This window comes from Methylibium sp. T29-B (assembly GCF_000576225.1).
Lineage (GTDB): Bacteria > Pseudomonadota > Gammaproteobacteria > Burkholderiales > Burkholderiaceae_C > Methylibium > Methylibium petroleiphilum.
Window position 1 is genome coordinate 1 of the sequence record NZ_AZSN01000082.1, and the last position, 17134, is coordinate 17134.

16 protein-coding genes and 3 pseudogenes are annotated in these 17134 nt (G+C 70.9%); 4 read left to right on the top strand and 15 right to left on the bottom strand.

The window, feature by feature from the left end; genetic code table 11:
- The first annotated feature begins 328 nt into the window (after window positions 1–328).
- Window positions 329–1444, top strand: a complete 1116-nt coding sequence (locus Y694_RS13440; protein WP_036233257.1) for a class II histone deacetylase — start codon at window positions 329–331, stop codon at window positions 1442–1444.
- Window positions 1445–1479: 35 nt separating this feature from the next.
- Here the strand turns inward: Y694_RS13440 and Y694_RS13445 are convergent, their stop codons facing one another.
- Window positions 1480–2100 carry a carboxymuconolactone decarboxylase family protein gene (locus tag Y694_RS13445; RefSeq protein WP_036233260.1) on the bottom strand — a complete coding sequence of 207 codons (621 nt, stop codon included), beginning with the start codon at window positions 2098–2100 and terminating at the stop codon, window positions 1480–1482.
- 317 nt (window positions 2101–2417) lie between these two features.
- Between Y694_RS13445 and Y694_RS27225 the strand changes: the two are divergent.
- Window positions 2418–2840, top strand: a pseudogene (locus Y694_RS27225) (cupin domain-containing protein); the annotation flags it as partial.
- 281 nt (window positions 2841–3121) lie between these two features.
- On the top strand, window positions 3122–3304 hold the full coding sequence (locus Y694_RS27230; RefSeq protein WP_409072485.1) for a helix-turn-helix domain-containing protein: 183 nt from the start codon (window positions 3122–3124) through the stop codon (window positions 3302–3304).
- On the opposite strand, the gene Y694_RS13455 is transcribed toward Y694_RS27230, so the two are convergent.
- From Y694_RS13455 to Y694_RS13510, 14 genes and pseudogenes are all read right to left on the bottom strand, one after another.
- Entirely contained in the window at window positions 3241–4050 is an 810-nt protein-coding gene (locus tag Y694_RS13455) for an enoyl-CoA hydratase/isomerase family protein (protein WP_011830243.1), read from the bottom strand. The two genes, Y694_RS27230 and Y694_RS13455, sit on opposite strands and share 64 nt — an antisense overlap.
- A 66-nt stretch (window positions 4051–4116) precedes the next feature.
- Window positions 4117–5049, bottom strand: coding sequence for a 3-keto-5-aminohexanoate cleavage protein (locus Y694_RS13460; RefSeq protein WP_036233264.1), 933 nt, complete (start codon window positions 5047–5049; stop codon window positions 4117–4119).
- A gap of 146 nt (window positions 5050–5195) precedes the next feature.
- Window positions 5196–5468 (bottom strand): hypothetical protein, encoded by a 273-nt coding sequence (locus Y694_RS13465; protein ID WP_036233268.1) that lies wholly within the window; start codon window positions 5466–5468, stop codon window positions 5196–5198.
- 42 nt (window positions 5469–5510) lie between these two features.
- Complete coding sequence (locus Y694_RS13470; protein WP_036233271.1) at window positions 5511–6296, bottom strand: class I SAM-dependent methyltransferase; 786 nt, start codon at window positions 6294–6296, stop codon at window positions 5511–5513.
- 127 nt (window positions 6297–6423) lie between these two features.
- Window positions 6424–6864, bottom strand: a complete 441-nt coding sequence (locus tag Y694_RS13475) for an HU family DNA-binding protein (protein WP_036233274.1) — start codon at window positions 6862–6864, stop codon at window positions 6424–6426.
- Window positions 6865–6995: 131 nt separating this feature from the next.
- Window positions 6996–8558 carry a methyl-accepting chemotaxis protein gene (locus tag Y694_RS13480; protein ID WP_036233276.1) on the bottom strand — a complete coding sequence of 521 codons (1563 nt, stop codon included), beginning with the start codon at window positions 8556–8558 and terminating at the stop codon, window positions 6996–6998.
- A gap of 175 nt (window positions 8559–8733) precedes the next feature.
- Window positions 8734–11924 (bottom strand): annotated as a pseudogene (locus Y694_RS13485) (EAL domain-containing protein).
- Window positions 11925–12057: 133 nt separating this feature from the next.
- Complete coding sequence (locus Y694_RS13490) at window positions 12058–12471, bottom strand: hypothetical protein (RefSeq protein ID WP_231497688.1); 414 nt, start codon at window positions 12469–12471, stop codon at window positions 12058–12060.
- Window positions 12468–12713, bottom strand: a complete 246-nt coding sequence (locus tag Y694_RS25905) for a hypothetical protein (RefSeq protein ID WP_231497691.1) — start codon at window positions 12711–12713, stop codon at window positions 12468–12470. Before Y694_RS25905 ends, Y694_RS13490 begins: the two co-directional genes overlap by 4 nt.
- 26 nt (window positions 12714–12739) lie before the next feature.
- Window positions 12740–13201 (bottom strand): SDR family NAD(P)-dependent oxidoreductase, encoded by a 462-nt coding sequence (locus tag Y694_RS25910; RefSeq protein WP_231497689.1) that lies wholly within the window; start codon window positions 13199–13201, stop codon window positions 12740–12742.
- 232 nt (window positions 13202–13433) lie between these two features.
- Window positions 13434–13538: pseudogene (locus Y694_RS25915) on the bottom strand (short chain dehydrogenase); the annotation flags it as partial.
- Complete coding sequence (locus Y694_RS13500) at window positions 13535–14230, bottom strand: TenA family transcriptional regulator (RefSeq protein ID WP_036233278.1); 696 nt, start codon at window positions 14228–14230, stop codon at window positions 13535–13537. The pseudogene Y694_RS25915 and the gene Y694_RS13500, both read right to left, overlap by 4 nt.
- Entirely contained in the window at window positions 14227–15519 is a 1293-nt protein-coding gene (locus Y694_RS13505; protein ID WP_231497690.1) for an AMP-binding protein, read from the bottom strand. Before Y694_RS13505 ends, Y694_RS13500 begins: the two co-directional genes overlap by 4 nt.
- 190 nt (window positions 15520–15709) lie before the next feature.
- Window positions 15710–16351 carry a thermostable hemolysin gene (locus Y694_RS13510; protein WP_011830253.1) on the bottom strand — a complete coding sequence of 214 codons (642 nt, stop codon included), beginning with the start codon at window positions 16349–16351 and terminating at the stop codon, window positions 15710–15712.
- Between the two features lie 179 nt (window positions 16352–16530).
- Here Y694_RS13510 and Y694_RS13515 point away from each other — a divergent pair, with 179 nt between their 5' ends.
- Window positions 16531–16893 carry a hypothetical protein gene (locus Y694_RS13515; protein ID WP_036233281.1) on the top strand — a complete coding sequence of 121 codons (363 nt, stop codon included), beginning with the start codon at window positions 16531–16533 and terminating at the stop codon, window positions 16891–16893.
- The last annotated feature ends 241 nt before the right edge of the window (window positions 16894–17134 follow it).

Consider the following 17134-nt stretch of genomic DNA (forward strand, 5'->3'; position numbering starts at 1 on the left):
CCGAGCGCAGCCCGGCCGCGCAGGCCGCGACCCGAGCGCACGCACCGACGTGCCGGTGAATCCTCCGCATCCTGGGCCTCCCGTCCGCCCTCTCCTCCGGCTCGCCGGTGTCGCCCACCGACACCGCGACCGTGCGTCGAGCGTTCGGCGGCAGTCTCCATCGCGCCGCGGCCCCGAACTATCACGCTTCGGCAAGAACGCGGCGGCGCGGCCGTCGGCTCGGGAAAACCCTCCGCGGCGACGGCGCACTTGAGGCTCGAATCCAGCTTTCGGCCCCGCGCATCGCCGCGCACGCACCGACAGGCCGCCACGCAAAGGACCTCCGCTCATGCCCCTGCCCACCGCCTTCTTCCACGACGAACGCTGCCTCTGGCACAGCACCATGGGCGGCTTCGCCCTGATCGCACCGGTGGGTGGCTGGGTGCAGCCGCCGGCCGGCGCGGGGCTGGCCGAATCCCCCGAATCGAAGCGGCGCATGGTGTCGCTGATGCAGGTCTCCGGGCTCGCGGACAAGGTCCACCTGCGCAGCGCGCCGATGGCCACCGAGGAGGACCTGCAGCGCGTCCATCCGACGGCCTACCTGGAGCGCTTCAAGGCGCTGTCCGACCAGGGCGGCGGCGAGATCGGCCTCTACGCGCCCTTCGGACCGGGCAGCTACGAAATCGCCAGGCAGTCGGCCGGCCTCGCGCTGCATGCGGTCGACGCGGTGCTCTCGGGCGCCCACCGCAACGCCTATTCGATGTCGCGTCCGCCCGGCCACCACTGCCTCGCCGACATGCCGATGGGCTTCTGCCTGCTCGCCAACATCCCGATCGCGATCGAGGCCGCACGCGCGCGCCACGGCGTGAAGCGCATCGCGGTGCTGGACTGGGACGTGCACCACGGCAACGGCACGCAGTCGATCTTCTACGAGCGCGACGACGTGCTGACCGTGTCGCTGCACCAGGAAGGCTGCTTCCCGGTCGGCTACAGCGGCGCGCCCGACCGCGGCCAGGGCCGCGGCCTCGGCTACAACGTCAACGTGCCGCTGCTGCCCGGCGGCGGGCACGATGCGTACCTGTACGCGATGGAGCGCATCGTGACGCCGGCGATCGACCGCTACCGTCCCGAGCTCCTCATCGTCGCCAGCGGCTTCGACGCCAACGGCGTCGATCCGCTGGCGCGCATGCTGCTGCACAGCGAGTCCTACCGCCAGCTGACCGAGCGGGTGATGGCGCTGGCCGACCGCCACTGCGGCGGCAGGCTGGTGGTGGTGCACGAGGGCGGCTACTCGGAGGCCTGCGTCCCGTTCTGCGGCCACGCGGTGGTGGAAACGCTGGCCGGCGAACGCCTGGGTGTCGAGGATCCGTTCCTGCACTTCACCGGCGGCCAGCAGCCCAACGAACGCTACGCCGCCTTCCAGCGCGGCCTGGTCGACGAGATGGCGGCCGAGTTCGGCTTCTGACCGCCCGCAGGGCCGGCAGCGGCGCGGCCGCGGCCTCAGGCCGCGGCGATCGTCTCGGTGCGAGCCGAGCCGTCGCGCGCCGGCAGCGGGCAGCTGTCGTCGACCAGCTGCGCCACCTTGAGGATGCGCCCCAGGCCCAGCGCCATCGCGCTCCACAGCAGCAACTCGGTGATCTGCTCGTCGCTGAAGTGGCGCTGCAAGTCCTCGAAATGCTCGGCCGTGACCTGGTGATGGTCGTTGCCGAAGTGCGTGGCAAAGCGCACCACCGCGCGCTCCGCCGGCGTCAGCGTGCTCGCGTCGACGCCCGGGAGCGCGGCGACATCGGCCTCGCCGACCTCGGCGGTGTAGCGCACCGCCAGGCACAGCTGGCACTGCGTGCCGTTCGCGATCGCGAGCCGCGCGAGCTCGGTGATGCGCGGGCCCAGGCCGTTGTCGAACCAGATGCCGAAGTAGTACGGAAAGAAGCGCTCCGCGTGCTCCGGCGCGTTGCCGAGCAGGCCATGTAGCGCTCGAAGTGCGGCATGAACAGCGGGTCGACGCGCGGGTACAGGTCGTCCGCGATCTTGCGCATGTAGGGCGAGAGCGCTTCCTTCTCGACGGTGCTGATCAACATGGGCGAGCCTCCGGTGGGCCGCACCGGACAGTCGGTGCGGCATGCGAAGCCATGCTAGCCAGCGCGGCGGCCGCCGCCTTGGCCGCACATGACGCGCCACTTGGCCAGGGCTGACATCGCCGGCGCTGCGGGGCACTGCGGATTGCGGCGCGCGGCGCGGCGCTCCTATGATGGTTCGCACCCACCCCGGCCGTCGGCGGCCGCGAGCAGGAGACCCGAAGTGGACAGGCAGATCTCATCGCTGGTCGATCGCTGGGAGGACCCCGCCGTCTGGTCGACGGAGCGCGTGGCTCCGAGCAAGCAGTTCGACTGCTGGCGCGACTTCGTCATCGACGCCACCTGCACTGGTCGATCCGGCCGATCCGCTGCGAGCGCTTCCCGGCCTTCATCCGCCAGGGCCGCTTCGACGGCTTTCGCGTCACGCACCTCACCTCCGCCCAGGGCGGCATCGTCGGCACGCGCGGTGCGCGCGAGATGGCGCAGGACAGCGAGGCGCTCTACAACCTGATCTACATCGCCGAGGGGTCGATCTGCCTGGCGATCGATGGCGAGGAACTCACGCTGAACCCGGGCAGCTTCGCGCTCTGGGACAGCGCACGCCCGATGACCTTCATCACCGGCGCGGGCCTGCGGCAGATCACCCTCGCGGTGCCGCAGCGCGAACTGCTGCTCGCGCTGCCGCGCGCCGGCGAGTTCGTCGGCCGCCGCTTCGCGGCCACCAGCGGCCTCAGCCGGCTGTTCGTCGACCACCTCATCTCGCTCGACGCGCGCTTCGGCGAGCTGCCGCGCGGCAACGCGGGCCACGTGCTGCATGCCAGCGTGGAACTGCTGGCCTCCACGCTGAGCGCGCAGGCCGAGCCCTGCGCCGGACGCAGCGGGAAGATCGTGTTGCAAGGGGTGATGGCCTACATCGGCCGCCACCTCGACGATCCGGAACTCGACACACGCCGCGTCGCGAGCGACTGCGGCATCACCGAGCGCCACCTGCACCGGCTGTTCGAACGGGCCGACACCACGGCCGCGGCTGGATACGGCGCCAGCGGCTGGACCGCTGCCGCCGCGACCTGCGCGCGGCCGAGACCGCGCACCTCAGCATCACGCAGATCGCCTACCGCTGGGGTTTCGGCGACTCCAGCAGCTTCAGCAAGATCTTCAAGCGCGAGTTCGCCAGCAGCCCGAAGGACTACCGCGCCGCCGGCGGCTTCTCCAGCCAGGCCCGGCGTGCCTCCAGCGGCTGGGCCACGTAGGCGCGCATCGCGCTCACGCTGCCGTCGGACAGCATGGTCTCGAGGAAGCGTTCGCCCTCGAGCTTCAGGCCGGCCGCCAAACTGGTGTCCGAACCCTCGTAGACCGCGCGCTTGGCCATCGCCATCGCGAACGGCGGCGTGAGCACCATCTCGTGGGCAATCTGCTGCGCGCGCCGCAGGGCGTCGTCGGCGAGTTCGTGCACCAGCCCCATCTCCAGCGCCACCGCGGGCTCGACGATGCGCCCGCGCAGGATGAACTCGATGGCGCGGCCGGCGCCAATCAGCCGCGACAGGCGCTGCGTGCCACTGCCGCCCGGCAGGATGCCGAGCTTGACCTCGGGCAGGCCGTAGCGGAAATCGCCGCGCTGGGCGATGCGCAGGTCGCAGGCCAGGCACAGCTCGAAGCCGCCGCCCATCGCGTCGCCGTTCATCGCCACGATGACCGGCTTGGGCAGGTCGCGCAGCCCCAGCAGCAGCGCGTGGTAGCCGTCGTTCAACGCCGTGCCGGCCTGCCGCATGGCCGCGCGGTCTTCGGCATAGGACAGCAGCTCCTCGACGCTGTAGTGCGTGATGAAGCGGCCGGCCATGCCGCCCGACAGCACCACCGCCTTGACGGCGGGGTCGCGCCAGGATTCGACCAGCGCGCCGAGTTCGGCCGCGCCCTCGGCGCAGAAGTAGTTCATCGGCGGGTTGCGGTAGATCGCGGTGACGACGCCATCGTCCAGGGTGCAGGTCCAGAGGGACATCGGAGGACTCCTTCTACGAACAGAGGCCGGCATGCGCCGGGTCGGACACGGGCGCGCGGGCGCGCCTCAGAACGCCACCTTGGCCATGCCCTTGAGCTGCAGGATCTCGCGTGCCTCGGCCGGCGTGGCGATCTCCAGACCCAGGCCTTCGAGGATGCCGCGCACGCGGCGCACCTGGTCGGCGTTCGAGCGTGCGAGCTGGCCCTTGCCGATCCACAGGCTGTCTTCCAGGCCGACACGCACGTTGCCGCCCATCGCCGCGGCCATGGCGGCGATCTTCATCTGGCTGGCGCCCGCGCCCAGCACCGACCAGCGGTAGTCGTCGCCGAACAGCCGGTCCGCCGTGCGCTTCATGTGCATCACGTCGTCCGGGTGGGTGCCGATGCCGCCCAGGATGCCGAACACGGTCTGCACGAAGAACGGCGCCTTCACCAGGCCGCGCTCGACGAAGTGCGCGAGGTTGTAGAGGTGCGCGGTGTCGTAGCACTCGAACTCATAGCGCGTCTCGTTGGCCGAGAGCTCGGTCAGCACGGTCTCCAGGTCGCCGTAGGTGTTGCGGAAGATCAAGTCCTTGCTGCCCTCGAGATAGGGCCGCTCCCAGTCGTGCTTGAACTCCTTGAAGCGCTTGAGCATCGGGAACAGGCCGAAGTTCATCGTGCCCATGTTCATCGAGGCCACCTCGGGCTTGAGCACCTTGGCCGGCTGCATGCGCTCCTGCACCGTCATGTAGGGCGACCCGCCGGTGGTGAGGTTGACGACCGCGTCGCAGCGCGCCTTGATCGTCTTCAGGAAGGGCGTGAAGGCCTCGGGCCGCTGGTCGGGTTTGCCGGTCGCGGGGTCGCGCGCGTGCAGGTGGATGATGGCGGCGCCGGCCTCGGCGGCAGCGATCGACGACTCGGCGATCTCCTCGGCCGTGACCGGCAGGTAGGGCGACATCGACGGCGTGTGGACCGCGCCGGTGACGGCGCAGCTGATGATGACCTTCTTCTGCTGGAACATGAACCTCTCCTGCGGGACGCGATGCGCCGCGCCCGGTCGAGCGCGTCGACCGACTCTCGCACAGCGAGCGGGAGGCAGGCTTCTAGGGAACTACCCTGCACCGCGGCGAGCCAACTCGCGCGGCGCGACGGCCCACCGGCGCCGGCTCAGCCGTAGGTCGACGGGCGCGGGGCCGCGCCGCGTCGTGCGCGTTTCTCGTGGGCTCCGGAGGCCCCGCCCCTGCGATCCCGGCGCGTCCTGCGGGCACCGAAGTACACGGCCGCAGCGGCCACCGCGATGGCGATCAGGCCGATCAGCTCCAGCATCGCCTCGCCGGCCGGCGGTCGCTCGTCGGCGACCCGCTGGCTCGTCTCCGCGTGCTGCCTGGCGGCGCCTGCGACGGGCGGGCCGGGGTGGACTTGAGGGGCACTGTTCTGCATGACGCGCAGTGTAGGAAGCGCGCCGGCCCGCTTCGGGCGGCGTTACACCGGAGCGTCGGCGAGTGCGGAATTTTCCCGCGCCGGCGCGACGCTTCGGCACACCAGCAGCACTTCGTCGACACCGGCCGTCGGGATCATGCCGGGCACGAAGTGCAGTTCCTTCTGGAAGCGCAGGCCGAGCGGCATCAGCATTTTGTTGTACCACCACAGGGCCCGCTCGCGATGGTGAGCGAGCCACCACATGCCCAGTTCGACCAGCCGCGACGACGGTGGCTGCATGCCGAACACCGCGCTGCGCTCCACCTGCAGATGGTGCTGCGCCAGCTTGGCGAGCAGACGGTCAGGCTCGTAGCGCCGCTTGTGGCCCACGAAGTCGTCGAACGGGGTCCATTGCTCGGGATGCAGCGGCGTCGAGATCAGCACCGCCGCACCGGGCTTCGCGACCCGTGACAGCTCCGACAACGCGCCGTCCTCGTCGTCCACGTGCTCGATGATGTCGAGGGCACACACCAGATCGAAGGCGGCCTCCGCGAACGGCAGTGCGGTCACCTCACCGAACACGACCTGCGCGCCGCGATCGCGCAGCTTGCCGAGCGCCGGGCCGCTGATGTCGACGAACTGCGTGCCCTCGATCGGCAGGCGCGGCCGCAATCCGGGCGCCACCTCGAGCCGACGCTCCGCCGATGGCCCCAGCGACTGCACGAGCGGCCAGGTGTTGAAGCGTCGCGGCTCGACCAGCCGGGCGCCGGACCAGAGCGAGTCGTAGAAGCGTCGGTTGAGGTCGACGAGTTCGCGGTCGCCGGATGCCTGCAGGGGCGGGGTCTGCATCGTTGCAGCAATGTAGCAGCCGCGTTCCGCACCTCGATGGCCGGCGCGCCCCGGAAAAAGAGAAGCCGGCGGTGGCACCTCGGTGCCACCGCCGGCTGGCGTGCGGATCGCGTGAGCTCAGATCAGATCAGAGCGCCGCGTCCTTGAGCTTCTTCAGCGCGCGGGTCTTGATCTTGACCGTGGCGGGCTTGGCTGCGAACACGCGTTCCTGCTTGGTGAAGGGATCGATGCCGGTGCGCTTCTTCTTGGCCGCCACGTTGATCACGTTGACCTTCAGGAGACCGGGCAAGGTGAACGAGCCCAGGCCCTTCTTGTGCACCGAGGCCAGGATGGTGGCTTCGAGCGAGGCGATCACGGCCTTCACGGCCTTGGCATCGACCGCAGCGGCTTGTGCCAGGTGAGCGATCAGGCCGGTCTTGTTGAGCGCCGTCTTGATGGGCTTCAGCGGGCCGGCTGCAGCCTTCGCCGGAGCGGCGGCCTTGACGGCCTTCTTCGCGGGAGCAGCCTTCTTGGCCGCAGCGGTCTTCTTGATCGGGGTCTTGGTCGCGGTCTTCTTAGCAGTTGCCATGGGGTCTTCGGATACCGGGAGTTGAGAAGTCATGCGCCCGCGACGCGGGCCGGCGGATTCTAGGGGCCTGCATCGATGCCCGGCCTATCGCGCCTGAAGACGAGGAGGCCGCGCCGAACCGCGCCGATCGCTCAGGTCGCCAGCTTGAAGACGCTCACCACCGACGCCAGCTTCGAAGCCTGCTGCTTCAGGCTGTCGGCGGCGGCGGCGCTCTCTTCGACGAGGGCCGCGTTCTGCTGGGTGGCCTGGTCGAGTTGCGACACCGCGGTGCTGACCTGCCCGATGCCGGTGGTCTGCTCGATGGTGGCCGCGCCGATCTCCGAGATGAGGTCGGACACGCGCTTCACCTGGACCACGATGTCGTCCATCGAGGTCCGCGCATCGCCGACCAGGCGGGTGCCCGCCTCGACCTTCTCGACGCTGGCCCCGATGAGCTCCTTGATCTCCTTGGCGGCGCTGGCGCTGCGCTGCGCCAGGTTGCGCACCTCGCTCGCCACCACCGCGAAGCCGCGGCCCTGCTCGCCGGCACGCGCCGCTTCCACCGCGGCGTTCAGCGCCAGGATGTTGGTCTGGAAGGCGATGCCGTCGATCACGCCGATGATGTCGGCGATCTGCCGCGAGCTGGCGGTGATGTCGTCCATCGTCGCCACCACCTGGCCGACCACCTGGCCGCCCTTCTCCGCCGCGCCGCTGGCGGAGCCGGCGAGCTGGATGGCCTGGCGCGCGGTGTCGGCATTGGCCTTCACCGTCGCGTTCATCTGTTCCATCGAGGCCGCAGTCTCCTGCAGGCTGGCGGCCTGCTGTTCGGTGCGGTGCGACAGGTCGGCGTTGCCGGTGGCGATCTGGGCGCTTCCGGTGGCGATGCTGTCGCTGCTGGTGCGCACGCTGCCGACGATGTTCACCAGGCTGTCGTTCATCGACTTGAGCGCGGCCAGCAGCTTGCCGGTCTCGTCACGCGCGCTGTCGTCGATGGTGGAGCGCAGGTCGCCGGCCGCGACGGTCTGGGCCACTTCCATCGCCCGGCTGATGGGCGTCACGATGGCGCGGGTGATCATCCAGGCGAGCACGGCCGCCAGCGCCGCCGCCGCCACGCAGGCGGCCAGCATCACGTTGCGGTTGGCGACCGCGGCGGCGTCGGCGCGCGCCACGTCGCGCTTGGCCACGTCCACGCTGAGTTCGATGAGCTGGTTGGCCGACTTCACCAGCGCCGACAGCAGCGGGCGGCAGTCGGCGTTCATCTTCGTCACCGCCTCGTCGCGCCGGCCCTGCAGCGAGAGCCCGACGATGTCGAGCGCCACCGGGCCGTAGCGCGACTCCACACCGTCGAGCGTGGCGAACATCTTGCGTTCCTCCTCGCTCACGCCGGTCATCGAAGCGAGCGCCGTCCGCAGACGGGTCATCGATTCGCCGACCTTCTTGTGCGCCGCCGTCACGGCCGCCTTCTCGATCTCGCGGTCGGCCGGCGCGCTGACCAGCACCAGGTTGCGCGCGCTGATGGCGCGGGCGTTCGCCGCGTCGAGCACGTCGTTGGCCATCGTGATGCGGACGGCGGTCTCGTTCACGTAGTGGGAGAACGACTGGTGCTCGCTGGCCAGGGCCCGGATGGCCACGCCCGACACCACGAGCACCACGGCCGTGAGGAGGGCGAAGGCGGTCGCCAGCTTGTGCTTGATGGAAAGGCTTCTGAAGGACATGGGGCTCTCCGCAACGGGGGTGACTAACGATACGGCTGTGGTGGCATGGCGATGGGCCGAGGTGACGGGTGTCTAACCGTCATCTTTGAACGACTCTCTCATCCTGAAATTTCCCGACGGGAATGGCTCTCGTTCAGCCGCACAGTGCACCAAGCGAGTGCCGCCCCACGACTTTTCACACGGTCACGCCGGCGACCGGCGCCTCACGTTCGGCCAGCCAGGCCTCGAAGACCGGCACCGGCATCGGCCGCCCGAACAGGTAGCCCTGCAGCTCGTCGCAGCGCGCCTCGCGCAGCAGCGCCGCCGCACGCGGCTCCTCCACGCCCTCGGCCACCACCTGCAGGCCGAGAGCATGGTCCAGGCCGATGATGGCCATCGTGATGGCCCGATCCGTCGGATCGGCCAGCATGTCATGCACGAACGAGCGGTCGATCTTCAGCTTGTCGATCGGGAATCGGTTCAGGTAGGCGAGGCTCGAGTAGCCGGTGCCGAAGTCGTCGATCGCGAGCCCGACGCCCAGGTCGCGCAGCGTGTGCATCTGCCGCAGGTTGCGCTCGGCGTCGTCCATCACCATCGATTCGGTGAGTTCGAGCTCCAGCACGCCGGGCGGCACACCATGCCGCAGCAGGCTGGCGCGCACCAGGTCGGTCAGGCCGTCGTCTCGCAGCTGGCGGGCCGACAGGTTGATCGACACGCCGAACGACGGCAGGCCTTGCGCGCGCCACGCGGCCACCTGCCGGCAGGCCTCTTCGATGACCCAGGCACCGATCGGCACGATCAGCCCGGTCTCCTCCGCCAGCGGGATGAAGTGTGCCGGAGAGACCAGGCCGCGCTGCGGGTGCTGCCAGCGCAGCAGGCCTTCCACGCCGAGCAGCACGCCGCCGGCCGCGCTCACGCGCGGCTGCCAGTGCAGCTCGAACCGGCCCAGCTCGAGCGCGCGCCGCAGGTCGGCGTCGAGCTGCATGCGCGACTCCGCGCGCTGCGTCATCTCGGCGGTGAAGAATTCGGCGGCGTCCTTGCCGCCGGCCTTGGCCTGGTACATCGCCGTGTCGGCATGCTTCATCAGCTCGTCGATGTCGGTCGCGTCGTCCGGGAAGACGGCGATGCCCACGCTGCACGAGACATGCAGCTCGGCGCCCTCCACCAGGTGCGGCTGACGGATCAGCGGGATCAGCCGCTGGTCGACGATGTGCGTGACCTCGTCGATGTGCTGCACGCCGTTGAGCACGATCACGAACTCGTCACCGCCCAGCCGGCTGACGGTGTCGCCGGCGCGCACCGCCTCCACCAGGCGCCGCGCCACCGAGCGCAGCAGCCCGTCGCCGATGTGGTGGCCGAGCGAGTCGTTGATGTCCTTGAACCGGTCGAGGTCGATGAACATCACCGCCACCTGCTGCCCGCTGCGCTGTGCCTGCTGCACGGCCATACGCAGCCGCTCGGTGCACAGCGAGCGGTTCGGCAGCTCGGTGAGCACGTCGTGGTCGGCCAGGAAGCGGATGCGCTGCTCGCTCTTCTTACGGTCGCTGATGTCGATCGACGTGAAGATGTAGTGCGAAATGTCACCCTGCGACTGCCGCACGGCGTTGACCATCAGCCAGGCCGGGTACTCACTGCCGTTGCGGCGGCGCACCTGCAGCTCGCCCTGCCAGGTGCCGCGATTCGACACGCTCTGCCAGAACGCAGCGCTCTGCTCGTCGGTCTGCTCCACGGCCAGCATCAGAGACGGCTTCTCGCCCACCACCTCCTGCAGCTCGTAGCCGGTGTGGCGCGAGAACGCCTGGTTGGCGGTCAGGATGCGGCGCTGCGCATCGACGATCAGGATGCCTTCGCTGGAGGCCTCGAACACCTTGGCCCACAACTCGAGCCGCCGCTCCATCAGCTTGAGGTGGTTGATCGGGGCAAAGGCGGTCAGCACGGCGTCCTGGCCCTGGTAGCGCACGCGCCGGGCCGACAGCACCGCCCAGGCCGGTTCGGCCCCGGCGCCCCAACGGACCTCGAATTCGTCGACCGCGCCGCGATCGGCCAGTTGCTGGAAGAAGCGCGCCCGCACCGAAGAGTCGAGACCGTGCTTCCACGGATCGGCGCGATGACCGGCCAGCCAGGCCTCGGCGGGCGGGTTGGCGTGCAGCACCTCGTGACCCGGCACCGAGGTCACGACCAGCGGGATCGGCGTGGCCTCCACCAGCGCGCGCTGGGCCTCCGCGGCGCGGGCGCTCGCGGCCAGTTCCTTTTGCGTCTCGCGTTCCTGATCGAGCTGCGCGAGCATGCCGTTGAAGCCCACGACCAGGCGGCCGATCTCGTCGCTGCTGCTCCACTGCGCGCGCAGGCTGTGGTCGCCGGTGCGACGCACGGTGTCGGTCACCTCGGCCAGATGCCGCAGCGGCATGGCGATCTGCCGGGCCACGAAGTAGACGATCGCGAGGATCGCGCACAGCAGGGCCAGCGCGGTGCCGAGGTGGATCCACATGCGGTGGTAGAGGCTCGCGACACGCGCGTCGAGCAACCCGTCCATCGCGCCGCTGGCCACCGCCCAGGCGACCTGCAGCTCGCGCACCAGTCCGGCCTGGGCCACATGCACGCCGGCCAGCGACTGCGGCGTGGCGCCGCTGTCGAACAGCAGGCGCGCGCTGCGCCGGTAGGCCTCCAGTGCGGCCTGCAGCTTCGCGTGGGCCGGCCGGAGCTGGGCCTTCAGCGCCGGTCCGCCGGCCGCGTAGGCCTCGCTGTGGTCGGTGTCGATCCCTTGGCGGGTCGCGTCGAGCTTGCCTTCGAGGATGAGGTACTGCGTGCGGGCCTCGGCCAGGCCGGCGCCCGCGCTGACCTGGGCCGCCAGCTGCGCGCCGATGCCGTCGATGGTCTCGATCAGCTCCGGGTAGCGCAGCACGATCAGCGACATCGTGTAGTAGCTGTCGAGGTCGGGGTCCAGGATCAGGTTGGACTGGTTGCCGACCCGCGTGATCAGGTCGCGCCCGCGCGCCAGCACGTCCGACTGCGCCTTGCCGCGGTCGCCCGGTCCGGCCGTGGCCAGCACACCGTAGGCGGCGGCCAGAGCGAGGCTCGGCTCCTCGCTCTGCATGCCCGCGCCGTGCTGCCGCTCGGCGAGCGCCAGCGCCGCCCGGTGGTCCGTGCGTGCCGCCGCACCGCTCGCGTCCGGCCCCAGCGCGGCATCGATCAGGCCATCGCGCATGCCGGCGATGTAGCGTTGCCGGCGATCTCCTTGCGTGCGAAGTCGATCGCGATGAACTTCTCGTTGATCAGGATGCTGCTGACGAAGATCACCGCCGTGAGGTCCAGCAGGTAGATCAGCATCAGCTTGCGGCCGACGCTCAGACGGGTCAGCAGGCGACTGAAGGGGTGGGAGATCGTCATGGGCAAGGGTCGGGAAGGCGGTCCGGTGCTCCCGCTCCGGTGACACCGGTAGCGCACTCGGACTTCTTCGGCAGGACCCGGGCCAACTTGACCCGTTCAGGCCTCCGCGATGCGGCCACGCGGCCGCTGTCCCTCACCGGCCCAGCTGGGCGTTCGCCTTCTCGATGAGCACCCGGGCCTCGTCGCGGCGCCCGGCATCGGCGATCTGCCGGCCGGCCCGTGCGGGAGCCTGAAGCGCCCGCTCCAGGTAGACCAGTGCGTCGGCCGGTCGCTTCTGCTCGAGCAGGAACTCGCCATAGAAGAAGTTCGGGTCGATGCCCTGGGGGTTGAGCTTCAGCGCGGACAGCATCAGCTCGTCGGCCTTCTTCTTGTCGCCGAAGCCGATCGGCCAGCCCGGCACCTTGTAGTAGAGGACGCCGAGGCTGTTGTAGGCCGAGCCGTCGAGGGCCTCCGGGTTGATCTTGATCGCCTGCTCGTACAGGCTCTTGGCCTGCTTGACGAGACCGAGCGCGCCCAGGCCGCCCTTCTCGCCGGCCAGCGAACTCACGACGATGCCTCCCAGACCAGCGGTTCGCTGCGCCCCGGATGGGCCTCGCTGAACTGGTGCGCCTTCGCGACCAGGGCCTCGTAGCGCTTCTCGCGCTCCTTCGGCGGCGTCTGGTAGCGCGTCACCTCCCACTCGTGCTGGACCTCGCTGACGGCGTCCTCCACGGGGCCGGCGCGCAGCAGTGGCGCATGGAGGGCGAGCACGAGGCTGGCCATCAGGAACAGGGGGAAGCGAGCAAGCATCTGGGTTCTCCTTGGATCTTCAGGGTTCAGGCGCCCGACAGCGCCAGTCGGTGCGACTTGAAGGCGCCGTCGAGCGCCGCCGGCACGAGGCCGTTCACGCACACCGCCAGCTTCTCGGGCAGGCCGAGGAAGCGCTCGGCCGCGCCGTCGCGCAGCAGTTGCAGCAGCGCGGCCGCCACGTCGTCCGGGTGGTCGACCGCGGCGCCGGTCTTGCGGTTGTAGGCCTCGACCTCCGGCGCGTTGAAGCCGGTCTCGGTGACGCGGGGCCCGAGGTACTGCACCCGCACCGGCGTGCCGGTCAGCTCGCGCCGCAGCGCCTCGCTGAAGCCCCGCAGGCCGAACTTGGTGGCGCTGTAGACCGAGAAGCCCGGCAGCGCCAGCCGCCCGAGCACCGAACCCACGTTGAGCACTGCCGCGCTGCGCTGCGCCAGCAGCCCCGGCAACAGGGCCCGCGTCAGCAGCATCGGTGCCACCAGGTTGGTCGTCACGGCCTGCAGGATGTGGCGTCGTCCAGCGCGTCCAGGCGCCCGAAGCTCGCCACGCCGGCGTTGTTGACGAGCACGTTCGCGCGGCGTGCCAGCGCCACGCGCCGCACCGCCTCGACGCCGGCGCTGGTGGTGAGGTCGCGGCCAGCACCTCGACGCGCCGCGGTTGGTCGGGGTGGGTCTCGAGCGTGCGCGCCAGGGCCGCCAGCCGGCCGGCATCCCGGCCGACGAGCAGCAGCCGCGCACCGGCTCCGGACAGGGCGCGCGCCACGGCCGCGCCGATGCCGCCCGAGGCGCCGGTGAGCACCACGCTGCAATGCTTCAGGTCGAGGCCCATCATGCGGCCTGCGCGGTGGGCTGGACCCCCGACGCCACGATCCGGGGCAGTGGCAGGCTGCGGAACACGTCCCCGTAGAGGCGGTAGAAGGCGCGGGCGGCATGCACGATGGCGTCCTGGTCGGCGCGGTCGTCCAGCCGGTCCATCAGCAGCTCGAAATGCGCGGTGTGCTCCTGGTCGAGAGTGCCGTGCGAACGCAGGTAGCTGAAGGCGGCGTCAGGCAGGCGCAGGTTCACCTGGATGCGATCGGCCGCCATCAGCGCCAGAGACACGCTGGTGCCCTCGAGCACATGCACCATGCCGAAGAAGCCCAGCGGGTTGCCGCGCGCGATGGTGTCGTAGGCATAGGCCACCATCACCTCGGTCGCATGGCCCGGCGTGCCGTGGCGCACAGCCTCCTTGTCGCCGCCGCAGGCCGCGATGTCGTCGAGGATCCATTCGTCGTGACCGCGCTCTTCCTCCACGTACTCGTCCAGCGCGTCGGTCAGCCACGCCGGCCGCGAGGAGCCCACGCGCTCGCGGCAGGCCTGCAGCAGCGGCACGGTGTGGCGCACGTGGTGGTAGGCCTGGGTCAGGAAGGCCAGGTAGCTGTCGCGCGAGACCTCGCCGCGCAGGCAGCCCTGGATGATGGGAATGGCGACCAGCTCGCCGCGTTCGGCGGCGGTGTCGCGCAGGAGTCGGGCGTGAAAGCTCATGGAGAGATCGGTTCCGTGATGAAGGTCGAAGGGAGCGGATCGGCCACCAGCGCATCGCGGTGCAATTGCTCGATGGCGGCACGTTGCGGCCGGCCGTTCGCGGTGGCGAGTCCGGTGTCGGTGTCGAAGGCCGCGCGGGCGCGGACCCAGCGGCGCACCCGCGCGTAGTCGGGCAGCCCGGCGTTGGCCGCATCGACGGCTGCCTGCAGCACGGCGTCGGGCAGGTCCGCGCGCAACGGCCACAGCACCGCCGACAGTGCCGGCCGGCCATCGCCGAACACCACCGCCTGGGCGATCGGCGGCAGGCCGCCCACCGCGGCACTCTGCAGCGCCGTCTCGACCCATTCGGGCGACACGTTGCGGCCATAGGCCGTGATCAGCACCTGCTTCTTGCGGCCCTGCACGTGCAGGAAGCCCTGGGCGTCGATCGTGCCGAGGTCGCCGCTCGGCCACCAGTCCGGCGGTGGCGCCTCGCTGCCGAGGTAGCCGAGGAACGCGCTTCCCGTCACCTCGATCTCGCCGTCGGCGGCGATGCGCAGGCGCGCGTGCGGCAGCGGTCGGCCGGTGCTGCCCGGGCGATCGGCGCCGGGCAGGTTCAGCGTCTGCACCGACGCCCCTTCCGACAGGCCGTAGCCTTCGTAGGCCGGGATGCCGAGCTCACGTGCCGACTGCAGCAGCGGCGCACCGACCGCGGCACCGCCCACGGCCACCAGCCGCAGCGATGCCGGTGCCCGGCGACCGGTGGCCCGCAGCCACATCGTCCACGCCCGCAGCATCTGCGGCAGCAGGATCAGGCTGTGCGGCTGCCAGGACTCGACCGCGGCCTGCAGCTGCGCCGGATCGAAGCGCGACGAACCGTGCAGCCCGACGCTGGCCAGCGGCACCGCGATGCAGGTGGCCTGGCGCCGGCGCGGCGCCAGCACGCCGGCGATGTTCTCCAGCAGCACCGCGAACGGCAGCACGCTGAGATGGCGGGTGATGTCCAGCGCGGCCGTGGCCTCGCCGATCGCCTGCGCCACCCGGTCCATCGCTGCCTGCCCCAGGCAGACGCCCTTCGGTGTGCCGGTGGTGCCGGAGGTGAAGGTGACCTTGGCGGTCCCGGCCGGCATCGCGACCGGCACCGCCGGGAGGCGCAGCGCGCTGATCGGCTCCGCTCCGGGGTCGAAGCGGAGCGGCTCGGACGGCGCACCGGGAAAGCCGGCGGCAGCCGCCGGAAACGTCCACAGGGTATCGACGCCGGCCGCGGCCAGCGCATGCTGCAGCTGCCCGCGCGTGAAGAAGCCGGGCAAGGCACATGCACCACCCCGGCCCGTGCCGCGCCCGCATCGGCCACGAGCCAAGCGATGCCGTTGTCGAACAGCGTCGCCAGCACGCGCGTGCCACGCGCCCGCAGGGCCTCGGCGGCGCGGTCGACGGCCGCCTCGAAGCGCGCGGCCGGCCAGGCGTCGGGCTGCCCCGACGCCAGCGTTTCCACGAGATTCATCGGTCCGCGCCCCGCGCCCGCTCGGCCAGTCGACGCATGGCGAGCGGCAGGTGGCCGGCCAGCACGACCGGGTGGTGCTCGTAGTAGCTTCCCCAGTCGTGCGCGGCGTCGCCGAGACGGGCCGGGTCGGCCGGCCCGAGTGCCCTCGGCACCACGCCCATGCGCGTGAACAGGTGGCGCAGTTCTTCGGTCAGGGTGCTGACGACCCATTCGACCTGCAGCCCTGCCAGGTGCTGTGCCAGCCGGAGGATCAGGCGCCTGCCCTCGCCGGCACGGACGGCGGCCAGGTGGCCCACTTCGACGATGCGTTCGCGCGGCGGCTGCACCGCGCCCACGGTCAGGGCATGCTCGATCGGAACGTCCAGGTAATGTTCGAGGAACAGCGGCTGCGTCGCGACCCGGTAGCCGGCGGCGGCCAGCACCGGGGCATCGGGATCGGCGCCGTCGCGCAGGCTCACCAGCACCGGGGCGAACTGGCGCACCCGCGCGCCGTAGCGCTCGCCGTAGACGCGGCGGATGAACTCCTCGACGCGGGCGCGTCCGGGGTCCCCGACGCCATGCCAGGCGAAATGGGGCACCGGGGCGGCGGTCTCGACATCCTGCGAGCGGGGACCGGCGGCGAACTGGGCGATGCGCATGAACACTCCTTTGAGGCCTGGATGCTCGCGGCGCAAACTTAAGCCGGCGTTATGTGGAAGGCAGCCTTACACCTGGTCACCGGCGCTTGCCACATCCGTCACGGCGAACGCCGGCCCGCGGGCGGGCCGATGACCCTGCAATGCCTCCGTGCGGCGCCGGGCTCGCTACACTGCCGCCCGTGCGCCGCCTCCTCGCCATCGTCCTGCTCGCCCTGCTGCCCCTCCAGTTCAGCTGGGCGGCGGTGGCGTCCTATTGCGAGCACGAAGCGAGCGGGAACGCCGGGCACTTGGGCCATCACGAACACCCGCAGCACGGGGCCGCCCCGGTCGACGTCGACAACGATCGCGCGGACGATCCGGCCGCAGGCTCTCCCGATGTCGATTGCGGCCACTGCCATGGCCACTGCACCGGCCTGCCGGCGCTGCGGGAGGGCTTGCCCACCGACCTGTCGACCGTGGCGCCGCGCGCCTCGGCCGACGAAGCGGGCGGCGCCCACGCGCCGGCCCGACCCGAACGCCCTCAGTGGGCGCCCCTTGCCTGATCGGCAAGGCGGGTCTCTCTTCCCTCACCTGAAGCCCGTCGACGCCTGAGCGCGTGCCGCTGTCGCGGCCGCCTCCGGCGTGCGGCGTCCGCCGGGTCGCCGCTTGCCGATCTCCCGTGGGTTGATTCCTTCAACACTGGAGCATCGGATGAACCGAAGTTCACGAACGAACACCGCAGGGCGGCGGCGCGCCGCCGCCCTGCTCTCCGCGCTGCTGGCCACCACGGCGGCACAGGCCGCG